At 56.8% G+C, this 14,568-nt stretch carries 12 protein-coding genes and 2 pseudogenes; 5 read left to right on the forward strand and 9 right to left on the reverse strand.

Annotation, left to right across the window (positions count from 1 at the left end):
- Positions 1–179 precede the first annotated feature (179 nt).
- The 4 genes and pseudogenes from cspE to mgrB all read right to left on the reverse strand — a co-directional run bounded on the left by cspE (position 180) and on the right by mgrB (position 1,646).
- Positions 180–389, reverse strand: coding sequence for a transcription antiterminator/RNA stability regulator CspE (gene cspE, locus ACQUTP_RS04895; RefSeq protein ID WP_001062678.1), 210 nt, complete (start codon positions 387–389; stop codon positions 180–182).
- A gap of 85 nt (positions 390–474) precedes the next feature.
- Positions 475–546: pseudogene (locus ACQUTP_RS04900) on the reverse strand (DUF2627 domain-containing protein); the annotation flags it as partial.
- Positions 547–1,137: 591 nt separating this feature from the next.
- On the reverse strand, positions 1,138–1,428 hold the full coding sequence (locus ACQUTP_RS04905; RefSeq protein WP_004203366.1) for a YebO family protein: 291 nt from the start codon (positions 1,426–1,428) through the stop codon (positions 1,138–1,140).
- 74 nt (positions 1,429–1,502) lie between these two features.
- Positions 1,503–1,646 carry a PhoP/PhoQ regulator MgrB gene (gene mgrB / locus ACQUTP_RS04910; protein ID WP_002911375.1) on the reverse strand — a complete coding sequence of 48 codons (144 nt, stop codon included), beginning with the start codon at positions 1,644–1,646 and terminating at the stop codon, positions 1,503–1,505.
- Positions 1,647–1,805: 159 nt separating this feature from the next.
- Between mgrB and ACQUTP_RS04915 the strand changes: the two genes are divergently transcribed.
- Positions 1,806–2,045 (forward strand): YobH family protein, encoded by a 240-nt coding sequence (locus ACQUTP_RS04915; protein WP_004203368.1) that lies wholly within the window; start codon positions 1,806–1,808, stop codon positions 2,043–2,045.
- Between the two features lie 55 nt (positions 2,046–2,100).
- Here ACQUTP_RS04915 and kdgR read toward each other — a convergent pair whose 3' ends face one another.
- On the reverse strand, positions 2,101–2,892 hold the full coding sequence (gene kdgR, locus ACQUTP_RS04920) for a DNA-binding transcriptional regulator KdgR (RefSeq protein ID WP_285754993.1): 792 nt from the start codon (positions 2,890–2,892) through the stop codon (positions 2,101–2,103).
- 177 nt (positions 2,893–3,069) lie between these two features.
- Here kdgR and ACQUTP_RS04925 point away from each other — a divergent pair, with 177 nt between their 5' ends.
- The gene (locus tag ACQUTP_RS04925) at positions 3,070–4,440 is read left to right on the forward strand and encodes an MFS transporter (RefSeq protein WP_004203370.1); all 1,371 of its coding nucleotides are present in this window, start codon (positions 3,070–3,072) and stop codon (positions 4,438–4,440) included.
- A gap of 69 nt (positions 4,441–4,509) precedes the next feature.
- On the opposite strand, the gene htpX is transcribed toward ACQUTP_RS04925, so the two are convergent.
- From htpX to ACQUTP_RS04945, 4 genes and pseudogenes are all read right to left on the reverse strand, one after another.
- Positions 4,510–5,394 (reverse strand): protease HtpX, encoded by an 885-nt coding sequence (gene htpX / locus ACQUTP_RS04930; protein WP_004203371.1) that lies wholly within the window; start codon positions 5,392–5,394, stop codon positions 4,510–4,512.
- A 235-nt stretch (positions 5,395–5,629) separates the two neighbouring features.
- The gene (gene prc, locus ACQUTP_RS04935) at positions 5,630–7,678 is read right to left on the reverse strand and encodes a carboxy terminal-processing peptidase (protein WP_004203373.1); all 2,049 of its coding nucleotides are present in this window, start codon (positions 7,676–7,678) and stop codon (positions 5,630–5,632) included.
- Between the two features lie 19 nt (positions 7,679–7,697).
- Positions 7,698–8,375: an RNA chaperone ProQ gene (proQ, locus tag ACQUTP_RS04940; RefSeq protein WP_004203375.1), complete on the reverse strand. Its 678-nt coding sequence runs from the start codon at positions 8,373–8,375 to the stop codon at positions 7,698–7,700.
- A gap of 81 nt (positions 8,376–8,456) precedes the next feature.
- Positions 8,457–8,970 (reverse strand): annotated as a pseudogene (locus ACQUTP_RS04945) (GAF domain-containing protein).
- A 132-nt stretch (positions 8,971–9,102) separates the two neighbouring features.
- On the opposite strand from ACQUTP_RS04945, the gene yebS reads away from it, so the two are divergent.
- The 3 genes from yebS to rsmF all read left to right on the forward strand — a co-directional run bounded on the left by yebS (position 9,103) and on the right by rsmF (position 14,550).
- Positions 9,103–10,386 (forward strand): membrane integrity lipid transport subunit YebS, encoded by a 1,284-nt coding sequence (gene yebS / locus ACQUTP_RS04950; protein WP_285754996.1) that lies wholly within the window; start codon positions 9,103–9,105, stop codon positions 10,384–10,386.
- Positions 10,355–12,988 (forward strand): PqiB family protein, encoded by a 2,634-nt coding sequence (locus ACQUTP_RS04955; RefSeq protein ID WP_017900210.1) that lies wholly within the window; start codon positions 10,355–10,357, stop codon positions 12,986–12,988. Before yebS ends, ACQUTP_RS04955 begins: the two co-directional genes overlap by 32 nt.
- 128 nt (positions 12,989–13,116) lie before the next feature.
- Positions 13,117–14,550: a 16S rRNA (cytosine(1407)-C(5))-methyltransferase RsmF gene (rsmF, locus tag ACQUTP_RS04960; RefSeq protein ID WP_117129925.1), complete on the forward strand. Its 1,434-nt coding sequence runs from the start codon at positions 13,117–13,119 to the stop codon at positions 14,548–14,550.
- Positions 14,551–14,568: the final 18 nt, after the last annotated feature.

Raw genomic sequence — 14,568 nt, forward strand, 5'->3', positions numbered from 1 at the left:
CATTGTTTTGCAACCAACTGATTTAACAGAAAATTAGCAAAACAGACTGCTACACAATGCTAATAAAGTTGAGTATTTGCAACAAGACGCGACGAGAGGGGGAAAAATGACATGCTTTGCAATAAAAACGCAAAAGCCCCGCACAGGCGAGGCTTTTATACAAGAAGAGTGGTCTTGTATCAGATAGCAGTTACGTTAACTGCAGCCGGACCTTTCTGGCCGTCCTGAATTTCGAACTCAACGTTCTGGCCTTCAGCCAGAGTTTTGAAGCCGTTACCCTGGATAGCGGAGAAGTGTACGAACACGTCTTTGCTGCCATCAGCCGGAGTAATGAAACCAAAACCTTTAGACTCGTTGAACCACTTAACTTGACCTTTAATCTTTGCCATTTGCAAAATTCCTTAGACTGTTTTCTTCGCCTGCTGGCGTTTACATAGATAAAACTGACACATAACTGCATGAGGCACTAATTTAAGGTTCGGCAGAGAAGCGGTATTCAACGACAACGTGTTTACTCAGGACTTCTTTACTGAAAATGCCACACATAAACAGAACTGTACCTCGTTTAACCCGAAAGGTGTTATCACACACTACGTAAATAATGGCAAGCCATTTTTAAACGTGTCTCGATCGTTCGCACAAATTATAAGGTAATCCTTTGATCGCCTGCACATTTATGCGTCTTTGCCGCCCCTGGCAAGGCGCTATGGCGTTTATCAATAACGCCGGAACGCTGCCTTGTAACTGCAACTTTTTTACCATAGCTCAACAACTTCGCTTCGTCCAGGTATGTCCGTATACGAACTGCCAGTATACGGGCGACTGACGAGCCGTGATGAATATTGATGCGCAAAATTCGTTATAACCCCAGACGAAAAATCGCTAAAGCCAGGCCAGTGTAGTGATAATAAATCCTTTCAGTCGTCTCGCTAAAAATAGTGCTAATTCTGCACCTTAATAATGAAAAAAAGATGACAGCGTCACGTTATCCGACAATAAACGCGGCGGGGATCACTTTATTTACAGCGTGTATAAAAGAGGATAGTGCATTGAGAAAGGAATAATGGAATAAGAATAAGATATTACCGACCGCTATCATGCAGGTGCGCATCATATGATGCACACCTGTCGAGGTACTTAGCGCTCTGCCACCAGGCGGATAAACTCATCCTCCCCTTTCGCCTTACCGGCGACGGTCGGCTCGACCACGTCCTCTTTTTCCGGCGCACTGGCTTCGCACAAGCGACGTAGCAGCGCATTCTGCCGCTTTTGCTGATCCAGCAGCGCCTGCAGCAGTTCTATCTGCTCATTCGCCCGCGAGCTGGCGCGGTTGACGAAGAACCATAACAACAGACCGACAAGCAGCAGCGCCACAGACACGGCCAGCGATGCCAGATTTAAGATCCCAGGATTTAGTAACTCACTCATTTCACCACCTCAAAGAGAAGGCGTTCATTCTACCACCCGCGGCGCAGAAGGAAATCAGTCGTCAGAAAAATGTCTTACCACGGGATAAATTTATTGATAGTGCAAATGCCGCTGAAAAACTGAACATCCTGGTCGCACATTACGTTAAGCATCTGAGTCCACAGCAACAGGCAGCCTGCTATGATGACTATCAGTAAAACCCACCGTAATTTTTTCACTCCACTCTCCGCATCAGTACTTTATGTCGCCAGGATAACACGGCCTTCTTAAACCGCGGCTAACTGTAATACGAAAGGCAAGTTTAGGAATCATCGACTTGTTTCAAAACGTGTTCGTGTCAAAATCACGGCAAGGATCATACAAATAATGAGGCATCAATGCGATTAATCATTCGTACTATTGTGGTCGTGGCTATCTTATGGATTGGCGTATTATTAAGCGGCTACGGGGTATTATTCCACAGTGAAGAAAACGTCGGCGGCCTGGGCCTGAAGTGTCAATATCTCACCGCCCGTGGGGTCAGTACCGCACTTTATGTGCATTCCGATAGCGGCGTGATCGGCGTCAGCAGCTGCCCGCTGCTGCGTAAAAGCGCAACCGTCGTGGATAACGGCTAAGATCCAACCGGCGACCGCGACGATAGCGCCGCGGTCGCCGAATGCTTCAGCGCGGTCAGAAGGGGTAGTCGTTGTAGCCCATCTGTTCAGAAATCTTGCGCGCTGCCTGGTGCAGCATCGCCACATATTCATGCAAACGTTCTTCAGAGAACCGTAAGGTCGGGAAAGAGATGCTCAACCCGGCGATGACTACGCCGAAACGGTCGAATACCGGTACCCCAATGCAGCGCAGCCCCTCTTCCTGCTCTTCATTATCTTCGCCGTATCCCTGCTCGCGAACGCCATCCAGCACCTTCAGCAACTCAGCGGTACTGGTGATGGTCCGCTCGGTGCTGCGTTTATACTCCACGCCGTGAAGGATCTGCTCCACTTCGCTGCGATCGCGCCACGCCAGCAGTACTTTGCCAATCGCGGTGCTGTACAACGGATTGCGACGGCCGATACGAGAGTACATCCGCAGGTTATACATCGAATCAATCTTGTGAATGTAAACAATACTGTCTTCATCCAGCGCGCCGAGATGGATAGTCTCTTTCGTCAGTCGGGAGAGTTCCCGCATCTGAATATCGGCGCTGCGCACCAGGTCGACGTTCTGCAGCGCGCGCGCCCCCAGCTCGAACAGTTTGAGCGTGAGGGAGTATTTCTCAGACTCTCCCTCCTGCGCCACATAGCCCAGTGATTTCATGGTCTGTAAAAAGCGATAAACGGTGCTTTTCGACATCATGACGCGCTGGGACAGTTCGGTAATGCCAATTTCACGCTCTTCACCCAGCGCCTGCAGGATGCCGAAAACCTTCAATACCGAAGAGACAGAATCTGGCTGTTTATCCAAATCTGCACCTGCCATTTATCACCTCGTCGTAACTGTTTTATAAAATTTAGAACCGGTTTTTATTATAAATTCGCCGCCTCTGCGCCGCAATCATTCTTCTGCCACTTCGTTACAAATCTGCGACATACTGCGGAATAATCAATGCTAAACTCATCATTCAAAAAACCGTTTCATTTAAGACTCATTTTCACCATGGATAAAAACTCTTCCGATGGCGTGCCGCTGCCGCAGCGCTATGGCGCCATTCTGACCATTGTGCTTGGGCTGACCATGGCCGTGCTCGACGGGGCCATCGCCAACGTCGCGCTGCCGACCATCGCCAGCGATCTTAACGCCTCCCCGGCGGCTTCAATCTGGATCGTTAACGCCTACCAAATCGCCATTGTTATCGCCCTGCTGCCGCTCTCTTTCCTCGGCGACATGGTCGGCTATCGCCGTATCTATAAGATAGGCCTGGTGGTGTTTATCTTTACCTCACTAGCCTGCGCCCTCTCGCGCAGCCTCGAAATGCTGACTTTCGCTCGCGTCGCCCAGGGGCTGGGCGGCGCCGCGCTGATGAGCGTTAACACCGCCTTGATCCGCCTGATTTATCCGCAACGCTTTCTCGGTCGCGGCATGGGTATCAACTCCTTTGTCGTCGCCGTCTCTTCAGCAGCAGGCCCGACGATCGCCGCTGCGATCCTCTCCCTTGCCTCCTGGCAATGGCTGTTTTTAATTAACGTGCCTCTCGGCATCGTCGCCTTACTCCTGGCGATGCGCTTTCTGCCGCCCAACAGCGCGCGCAGCAAAATCGTCCGCTTCGATTTGCCGAGCGCCATCATGAACGCGCTGACCTTCGGGCTGTTGATCACCGCCCTGAGCGGTTTCGCACAGGGCCAGTCCACTCAGCTGGTGCTGGCGGAGGTCGCCGCTATGCTGGTGGTGGGCTTTTTCTTCGTTCGCCGTCAGCTCACGATGCCCGTCCCGCTGCTGCCGGTCGATCTGCTGCGCATCCCACTCTTCTCCCTCTCTATCTGCACCTCCATCTGCTCTTTCTGTGCGCAGATGCTGGCGATGGTCTCTCTGCCCTTCTTCCTGCAAACAATGATCGGGCGCAGCGAAGTGGAGACCGGCCTGCTGCTGACGCCGTGGCCGCTGGCAACGATGGTGATGGCGCCGCTGGCCGGTTATTTAATTGAAAAATGCCATGCGGGGTTGCTGGGGGCCATTGGGCTGCTGGTTATGGCCTGCGGCCTGTTCGGCCTGGCGCTGCTTCCGGCGTCGCCCAGCGATCTGGATATTATCTGGCGTATGGCGCTGTGCGGCGCCGGCTTCGGGCTGTTCCAGTCGCCAAACAACCACACCATTGTCGCCTCGGCCCCGAGCCATCGCAGCGGCGGCGCCAGCGGCATGCTGGGTACCGCTCGCCTGCTCGGCCAGAGCACCGGCGCCGCGCTGGTGGCCCTTTTATTCAACCTGCTCGGCAACAGCGGCACCCACACCGCCCTGCTGCTGGCCGGCATCCTGGCGACCGTCGCTGCGCTGATTAGCGGTCTGCGCGTCACTCAGCCGCGCGCAGCCTGACGATTAAGGATAAAAAAAATCCGCAGCCTTCGGGCTGCGGATTTTTATTTTCAGCGTCAGATTGACGGACTATTTCAGATATTCTCCGCTACGCAGCGCTTCAATACGCTTGTCCAGCGGCGGGTGGGTCATAAACAGCTCGCTCATGGACTTCGCTTTACCGTTGATGCAGAACGCCATCATGCTGCTGGCTTCCTGCGGCTCATAGCTGGTTTTCAGGCGCTGCAGGGCGGCAATCATCTTCTCGCGGCCCACCAGACGCGCCGAGCCGGCATCAGCATGGAATTCGCGATAACGAGAGAACCACATGGTGATAATGCTGGCCAGAATACCGAACACCAGCTCCAGCACCGTGGCGACGGCGAAGTAGATCAGCGGGTTGCCATTGCTGCTCTCGCCTTCATCTTCCCGGTTGCCGCCAAGGAAGCCGGCCGCAATCTGCGCGATAACGCGGGAGATAAAGATAACGAAGGTGTTCACCACCCCCTGAATCAGAGTCATGGTGACCATATCGCCATTGGCGATGTGGCTGATTTCATGGGCGATGACCGCTTCCGCTTCATCACGGCTCATGTTTTGCAACAGCCCGGTACTGACAGCGACCAGCGAGGCGTCGCGACGCGCACCGGTAGCGAAGGCGTTGATGTCAGGGGCATGATAGATAGCCACCTGCGGCATGGCAATGCCCGCCTGCTGCGCCTGCTGCGCAACGGTGTTCATCAGCCAGCGTTCCGTTTCGTTGCGCGGCTGCTCGATCACTTCCCCACCCACAGACTTCAGCGCCATCCATTTCGACATCATCAGCGAAACGATAGAACCACCGAAGCCGAACAGCAGGGCCATAATCAACAGACCGGTCATGCTGCTGGATTGGATCCCCGTGAGGCTTAACACCAGCCCGAACACGACCATCACTGCCAGGTTCGTCAGCAGGAAAAGCGCGATTCGCATCATAATTTTCTTTTTACCTCAATTTAACAAAACGCACTATGCGATTACCCACATCGTATGGGTCAGGCTGCAATTTTCAACCATCACCCCCCGCTAAGTCACGATAAAAACACAACTTTACACTTTGTAGCATCTTGCTGACAGCGGCAGAGCAGGTTGACATTTTGTTAGATGAGCTGAATGGCGATGACAAAGGGCATAAAAAAAACGGGCACCTCTCAGGGTGCCCGTTGGCGACTTATTGGCTGGCCGGCGGTTCCACCGCCGGGCGCGCTTTTTCGAGATGGGCGAGGTCTACCGCGATATGGACCGTCTCATCAAGATACGGATCCGGCTCCTGGTAATCCTTCGGCAAATCGTCCAGTTTTTTCAGCGGCGGTTTGCCTTCGCGTTTCAGGCGATCGTTAATCCGCGCCAGACGAATCGCATCATCCTCTTCGTTCTCTTTTTCACGCTGAGCGTAGTTCAGAGAGACGATGTTACGTTTGTCCTTCATCGCGTTATAACGGGCAATATCCTTCATGATGTACTGGAACTCAGGATCCTGGGCAATACGCTCGTCGTGGCGCTTGAGCAGTTCCGGTCCAAATGGGGTCAGATCCCCGGACTTCACATAGGTGGCCGCGTTGATGCTATCCCACGGCAGCGCGTTGTCTTCATACTGCTCGCCGGTTTCGCGATCTTCATTGCCGGTTGGCATCATGATATCCGGCGTAACGCCTTTGCGCTGAGTACTGCCGCCGTTAATGCGGTAGAACTTCTGGATAGTGTACTGCACGGAACCTAACGCCGGCCAGTCCGGACGCAGCATCTGATCGTAGATACGATTCAACGAGCGATACTGCTGTACGGTACCTTTACCGAAGGTCGGCTCGCCAACGATCAGCGCGCGGCCATAATCCTGCATTGCGGCGGCAAAGATCTCAGACGCCGAGGCGCTAAAGCGGTCAACCAGCACCACCAGCGGCCCTTTGTAATAGACTACGCCATCGTTATCGCTGTCTTCGCGCACCTTGCCATTGTTATCCCGCACCTGCACCACCGGGCCGGACGGAATAAACAGCCCCGACAGCGATACCGCTTCGGTCAGCGCCCCGCCGCCGTTGCTGCGCAGATCGATAACGATGCTACTGACGTTCTGTTTTTCCAGCTTCTGCAGCTGCACCTTCACGTCATCGGTCAGGCCAACGTAAAAACCCGGGATATCCAGCACGCCGACTTTTTCTTTACCAACGGTTTTCACCGACATCTTGACCGCGCGATCTTCCAGACGGATGCGCTCGCGGGTCAGGGTGACGATACGCGTCTTGGCCCCTTTGCCGGCCGGCAGGATCTCAAGGCGAACCTTGCTGCCCTTCGGCCCTTTAATTAGCGCCACGACGTCATCCAGACGCCAGCCAATGACATCGACCATCGACTTCCCGGTCTGGCCGACGCCGACGATGCGGTCGCCGACGCTGATCGCTTTGCTCTTCGCAGCCGGACCACCGGCCACCAGCGAATTAATCACCGTGTAGTCATCATCCATCTGCAGCACAGCGCCGATCCCTTCGAGTGAGAGACTCATCTCGGTGTTGAACTGCTCGGTATTGCGCGGCGACAGATAGTTGGTGTGCGGGTCGATTTCGCGGGCGAAGGCGGTCATCGCCAGCGAGAAGACATCCTCGCTGTTGGTTTGCGCCAGACGACGGATAGCGAACTTGTAGCGACGGGTTAAGGTGTCGCGGATCTCTTTATCGTCTTTTCCCGCCAGCTTCAGGCTTAACTGGTCAAATTTAACCTTGGCGTCCCACAGCTTGTTCAGCTCGGCCTCGTCTTTCGGCCACGGCGCTTTGGAGCGGTCAAGGTTGAAATTGTCGTTGCCGGTAAAGTCCATCGGACGTTCCAGCACCTTCAAAGCATACTGATAGCGCTCGAAGCGGCGCTGCTGCGCCAGGTTGTAGAGGTCGTAGAAGACGTCCAGTTTCCCGGTGCGCAGTTCGTCGCCGATTTGGTCTTTTTTCGCCGCGAACTTCGCCACATCGCTGGCCAGCAGCACATTATGGCTGTAGTCCAGCAGGTTCAGATAACGGTCAAAAATTTTTGCCGAGAAGGCGTTGTCGAGATCGAACTGACGGTAGTGAGAGCGGGTAAAGCGCGACGTCACGCGCTCGCTCACCGTCGCGTGCTGCGGCTCTTCTTTCAGCACGGGGATTTGATCTGCACGGGTTATTTCATCAACAGCGAAAGCATGGCCTGCTATTGCCAGCAGGCCCGCAAGCGCGGTGATTTTAAAAAATGTGTTCATGCCTGGCCCGGCCTCCGTTTCAGAACACCAGGTGTTCTGCGCGTACAATCATTGACATACCAGAAGTCAGCTGTACACGAACGCCATCTTTGGTGATTTCCAGAACGGTGGCGTCCATTGCGTTATTGCCTGCTTTTACCTTCAGCGCCTGGCCGACGGTCAGAACGGAAACATCCGATACCGGAGTGAGACGCTCTTCCCGCGGAGCTTTGGCCGCAACAGGACGCGGTTTACGCTGTTCAGCGCCCTCTTTACGACGCGGCTGCTGAGGACGCGGTTTACGCTCGCGGCGAACGCCTTCATCCGGCTGGCCTGCAGCGGCAGCGGCCTCGCGTTTTTTCGCCTGCTGGGCAGCGCGCTGCGCCTGAACGCGAGCTTTCGCTTCTTCCAGCTGCTGACGCGCATGGGCAATGTGCTGCTCTTCCAGTTCGCCGCACGGGTTGCCGTCCAGGTCAACGCGGATAGCGCCGGCTTTTACGCCGTAGAGATAGCGCCAGCTCGAGGTGTAAAGACGTAATGCAGCGCGAAGCTGGGTTTTGCTGAGATTCATCTCACCACCCACTCGCTCAACGAGATCCTGAAAAATTCCGATTTTCAGGGGGCGCGCTTCGCCTTCAGCGCTGAAGCACTGAGGGAAACGTTCGGCCAGAAAGGCGATAACTTCTTTACTGCTATTCAACTTAGGTTGATTTTCCATGAAATTTCCTGATTACAACGGACGTAGCCAACAAGCCGCAGGCATGAACAGGCGACATTATAATGACGTCCTCGCTAAATGCTACGTTATCCGTTGATTATCCCACGACACGGGTAAAGATTTTTTGATAATCAGTGGCCGCGATAAGTTTTTCCAGATGCTCGACCAGTGTGCGCAACCCCTGCTCATCTTCAGCAGTGAAGCGGCCGTAAGCCGGACTGTCGATATCCAGCACGCCGATAATCTGGTCGTTCACGCGCAGGGGGAAGACAATTTCCGAATTACTGGCGGCATCGCAGGCAATGTGGCCGTCAAAGGCGTGGACGTCCTCGACGCGCTGCACCTGGGCTTGCGCCACCGCCGCGCCGCATACGCCGCGCCCAACCGGGATCCGGACGCAGGCCAGTTTGCCCTGGAACGGCCCCAGCACCAGGGTATCGCCTTCCAGAAGATAGAAACCGGCCCAGTTGACCTCGCCCAGTCGTTCAAACAGCAGCGCGCTGGTATTAGCGATCATCGCCAGAAAACTGGTTTCACCTGCCATTAATGCCTGGAAATCGCGGTTCAAATCCGCGTAAAATTCTGTTTTGCTCATTATATCTTCACTTGGTTGTCTTACTGCCTGATACGTACAGCCTACTAAAATAAGCATTAAATGCGCTTGGGCTCAAGATGAATTCATTCATGGGTTAAGATAGTGAGATACATTCATTCCTGTACGTAATAAATGCCAATAAAAACACCCACCCTTAAGCCTGCGAATAAGATGGTCGTGCATGCCGTCAGCACGCCGCTTCCCTATGCGCATTATCAGCGCTGTACGCAGTGTGACATGCTGTTCCGCTTACCGGTGCTCAAACGCAACCAAAGCGCCTGGTGTCCACGCTGTAACGCGAAGGTGCGCGATGGCCGCGACTGGTCGCTGACCCGTCTGGGCAGCATGGCCCTGGCCATTCTGCTGTTAATGCCCTTTGCCTGGTCCGAACCCCTACTGCGCCTTCACCTGCTGGGGGTTCGCATTGACGCCAACGTCCTGCAGGGGATTTGGCAGATGACCGCGCAGGGCGACCCGCTTACCGCCGCGATGGTGCTGTTTTGCGCGGTGGTCGCCCCGGTACTGCTGGTGGTCTCGATTAGCTATCTGTGGCTGGGCAACGTGCTGGGGATGAACCTGCGCCCGGTGCTGCTAATGCTCGATAAGCTCAAGGAGTGGGTGATGCTGGATATCTATCTGGTGGGCATCGGCGTCGCCTCCATCAAGGTGCAGGATTACGCCTTTCTGCAGCCCGGCATCGGCCTGGTGGCGTTTATCTCCCTGACGCTGCTGAGTATCCTGACGCTTATCCATATGAACGTCGAAGAGCTATGGGAGCGCTTCTATCCCGAACGGCCGGCGACCCGCGCCGATAACAATCTGCAGGTGTGCACCGGCTGCCACTACACCGGCTACCGCGACGCCCGCGGCCGCTGCCGACGCTGCCACACGCCGCTGCACCATCGCCGGCCGCAGAGCCTGCAGCGCAGCTGGGCGGCGCTGATTGCCTCGCTGGTTTTCCTCCTACCGGCCAACCTGCTGCCGATCTCTATCATCTACGTCAACGGCGCGCGCCAGGAAGACACCATCCTCTCCGGGATCATCTCCCTCGCCAGCAGCAATATCGCCATCGCCGGCGTGGTGTTTATCGCCAGTATTTTGGTGCCATTCACCAAAGTTATAGTGTTATTTACCCTGCTGCTCAGCATACAATTCAAGTGCGAGCAGGGGCTGCGCACCCGCATCCTGCTGCTGCGGCTGATAACCTGGATTGGCCGCTGGTCGATGCTGGATCTGTTTGTTATCTCACTCACCATGTCGCTCATTAACCGCGATCAGCTCCTCGCCTTTACGATGGGGCCGGCCGCGGTTTACTTTGGCGGCGCGGTAATTTTAACTATTCTTGCAGTTGAATGGCTGGACAGCCGCTTACTTTGGGACGCACATGAGTCAGGAAACGCCCGCTTCGCAGACTGAAGCCAGAATAAAAACCAAACGTCGTATCTCGCCATTCTGGCTGTTGCCGGTCATCGCGCTGCTGATTGCCGCCTGGCTCATTTGGACCAGCTTTGACGACCGCGGATCGACGATTACTATCGATTTCCAGTCTGCTAACGGCATCGTGCCGGGGCGGACGCCTATCCGCTATCAGGGGGTGGAAGTCGGTACCGTCCAGGATATTAGTCTCAGTAAAGACCTGAGCAAGATTGAAGTTTCCGCCAGCATCAAGCGCGATATGAAAGAGGCGCTGCGCAAAGATACGCAGTTCTGGCTGGTCACGCCGAAAGCCTCTCTGGCCGGCGTGTCGGGCCTCGATGCGCTGGTGGGCGGGAACTATATCGGCATGATGCCGGGCAAGGGCGAACCCGAAGATCACTTCGTCGCCCTCGACACTCAGCCAAAATACCGTATCAACAACGGCGAGCTGATGATCCACCTGCAGGCGCCCGACCTTGGCTCTCTGAGCAGCGGCTCGCTGGTCTACTTCCGTAAGATCCCGGTCGGGCGGGTGTATGACTTCACGCTGAATGATAATAATCAGGGGGTCACCATTGATGTGCTGATCGAGCGCCGGTTCACCAACCTGGTGAAAAAAGGCAGCCGTTTCTGGAACGTCTCGGGGATCAAAGCCGATGTCGGCCTGAGCGGGGCCAAAGTGCAGCTGGAGAACCTTTCCGCGCTGGTGAACGGTGCCATCGCCTTTGACTCCCCTGCCGATTCGCAGGTCGCGTCGCAAAACGATGACTATCATCTGTATGAAGACCTGGCGCACAGCCAGCGCGGGGTAGTGGTGACCCTTGACCTGCCTGACGGCGACGGCCTGAAAGCGGGCTCGACGCCGCTGATGTATCAGGGGCTGGAAGTGGGCCAGTTAAGCAAACTGAATCTTAACCCCGGCGGCAAAGTCACTGGCGAGATGACCGTCGATCCGAGCGTGGTGACCCTGCTGCGGGAGAAAACGTTGATTCAGATGAAGAAGCCGAAGATCTCCCTCGATAACCCCAGCGTCAGCGCCCTGCTCACCGGCAATACCTTTGAACTGGTGCCCGGCGAAGGCGAGCCGCGTAATCACTTCTCCGTCATGCCAGCGGATAAAGCGCTGCTGGAGGAGCCCAATGTCGCCACCGTCACCCTTTCGGCGCCGGAGAGCTACGGGATCGACGGCGGCCAGCCGCTGGTGCTTCACGGAGTGAAAGTCGGCCAGGTGCTGGAGCGCAAGCTGACGGCCAAAGGGGTAACCTTCCAGGTGGCGATTGCCCCGGAATACCGCGATCTGATTCGCGGCGACAGCAAGTTTGTGGTGAACAGTCGTCTGGACGTCAAAGTGGGACTTGATGGCGTGCAGGTGCTGGGCGCCAGCGCCAGCGAATGGGTGAACGGCGGGATCCGGGTGATCCCGGGTGAAAAAGGCGAAATGCAGAGCAGCTATCCGCTGTACGCCAACCTCGAAAAGGCGCAGGAAAACAGCCTGAGCGAAGTGCCGACCACCACCCTGAGCCTCTCCGCTGAGACGCTGCCTGACGTTCAGGCTGGCTCGGTGGTGCTGTATCGTAAATTCGCCGTCGGCGAGATCATCGCCGTGAAACCGCGCAAAGACGCTTTCGATATCGATCTGCATATCAAGCCGGAATACCGCTACCTGCTGACCAACAACAGCGTCTTCTGGGCGGAAGGGGGTGCGAAGGTTAAACTTGACGGCAACGGACTCACCGTTCAGGCCTCGCCGCTGGCCCGCGCCATAAAAGGGGCGATCAGTTTCGATAACCTCAACGGCAGCAGCGCCAATGCGCGGCTGAATAACAAACGTATCCTTTACGCTTCTGAAACGGCGGCGCGCGCCGTGGGCGGCCAGATCACCCTGCATGCGTTCGACGCCGGGAAGATGGCGGCCGGGATGCCGATTCGCTATCTCGGCATCGATATCGGTCAGATCCAGTCGCTGGAGCTGATCACCGCCAAAAACGAGGTGCAGGCGAAAGCCGTGCTTTATCCGGAATACGTCGGCACGTTTGCCCGCGCCGGGACCCGCTTCTCGGTGATCACCCCGCAGATCTCCGCCGCGGGCGTGGAGCATCTCGACACCCTGTTCCAGTCCTATATTAACGTTGAGCCCGGACGCGGCCCGGCGCGCCGCGACTTTGAGATCCAGGATACGACGATCAGCGACTCGCGCTATATCGACGGCCTGAATATCGTGGTGGAAGCGCCGGAGGCCGGATCGCTCGGCATCGGTACGCCGGTGCTGTTCCGCGGCCTGGAAGTCGGGACGGTGACCGGTCTGTCGCTGGGATCGATGTCTGACCGGGTCATGGTTAAGATGCGCATCAGCAAGCGCTACCAGTACCTGGTGCGCAATAACTCGGTGTTCTGGCTGGCCTCGGGTTACAGCCTCGACTTCGGCCTGGTTGGCGGCGTGGTGAAAACCGGGACCTTCAATCAGTTTATCCGCGGCGGGATCGCCTTTGCCACGCCGCCGGGTACGCCGCTGGCGCCGAAGGCCCAGGACGGCAAGCACTTCCTGCTGCTGGAGAGCGAGCCGAAAGAGTGGCGGGAGTGGGGCACCGCCCTGCCGCAGTAATCCTCGCCTCCCCTTCTCCCGCCCCGGCAAACGCCGGGCGCGGGCAGACACAAACCTCACGCCCCGGTGTCCTGCACCGGGGCGTTTGTGCTAAACTGCGCACCCTTTTTTTCTGTGGTGCGCTGCCTGTGGCCGAAAATACTGTCTATTTCCCTGAAGCGTTTCTCGCTCAAATGCGCGCGGCGATGCCGGCGCACCTCTCTTTCGACGACTTTATCGCCGCCTGTCAGCGCCCGCTACGCCGAAGTATTCGCGTCAATACGCTGAAAATCAGCGTCGATGATTTTCTCTCTCTGGTCGCCCCCTATGGTTGGCAGCTGACGCCGGTCCCCTGGTGCGAGGAGGGATTCTGGATCGAGCGGGACGACGACGACGCGCTGCCGCTGGGCAGCACCGCCGAACATCTCAGCGGTCTGTTCTATATACAGGAAGCAAGCTCAATGCTGCCGGTCGCCGCCCTGTTCGCCGATAACCCGCAGCCTGAACGGGTCATGGACGTTGCTGCCGCTCCGGGGTCGAAAACCACCCAGATCGCCGCCCGGATGGGCAATGCGGGCGGCATCCTGGCGAATGAGTTCTCCGCCAGCCGGGTGAAAGTGCTGCATGCCAACATCAGCCGCTGCGGCATCAGCAACGTCGCCCTGACCCATTTCGACGGCCGGGTGTTCGGCGCGGCATTGCCCGAAGCCTTCGACGCCGTTCTGCTTGATGCCCCCTGCTCCGGCGAAGGGGTGGTACGCAAAGATGCGGACGCGCTGAAAAACTGGTCGCCGGAGAGCAACCTCGACATCGCCGCCACCCAGCGCGAGCTTATCGACAGCGCTTTCCATGCCCTGCGCCCCGGCGGGACGCTGGTCTATTCGACCTGCACCCTTAACCGCGAAGAAAATCAGTCCGTCATTCACTGGCTGCTGTCCCGCTACCCGCAGGCGGTGGCGATCCAGCCGCTGGGAGAGCTGTTTCCCGGCGCGGCCGATGCCTTAACCGCCGAGGGATTTCTGCATGTCTTCCCGCAGATCTTCGATTGTGAAGGCTTCTTTGTCGCCCGCTTGCGCAAGACGGCGTCGATCGATCCGCTCCCGGCGCCGGGCTACAAGGTCGGCAAGTTCCCGTTTGCGCCGCTGAAGGGCCGGGAGGCCGCCGCGGCGACCGCCGCCGCCCGCGCTGTCGGGCTGGAATGGGACGCGAGCCACACGCTGTGGCAACGGGATAAAGAGCTGTGGCTGTTTCCGCAGTCTATGGAGCCTCTGTTTGGTCAGGTGCGGTTTTCGCGCATTGGCGTGCGTCTGGCGGAACTGCACAATAAGGGTTACCGCTGGCAGCATGAGGCGGTTATTGCCTTTGCCGCGCCGCAGCGCGCCTTCGAGCTGACGCTGGAGGAAGCGGAGGAATGGTATCGCGGACGCGACGTCTATCCGCAAACCCCGCCAGCGCAGGATGAAGTCATTGTCACCTTCCAGGGCGTGCCGCTGGGCCTGGCCAAGCGCGTCGGCTCCCGTCTGAAGAACAGTTACCCGCGCGAGCTGGTACGCGATGGGAAACTTTTTGCCGGCAAGGTGTGACGCCGCGCAAAAAATACG

The organism is Klebsiella sp. 2-CIP_Kleb. (genome assembly GCF_050378715.1).
Classification (GTDB): Bacteria; Pseudomonadota; Gammaproteobacteria; order Enterobacterales; family Enterobacteriaceae; genus Klebsiella; species Klebsiella quasipneumoniae.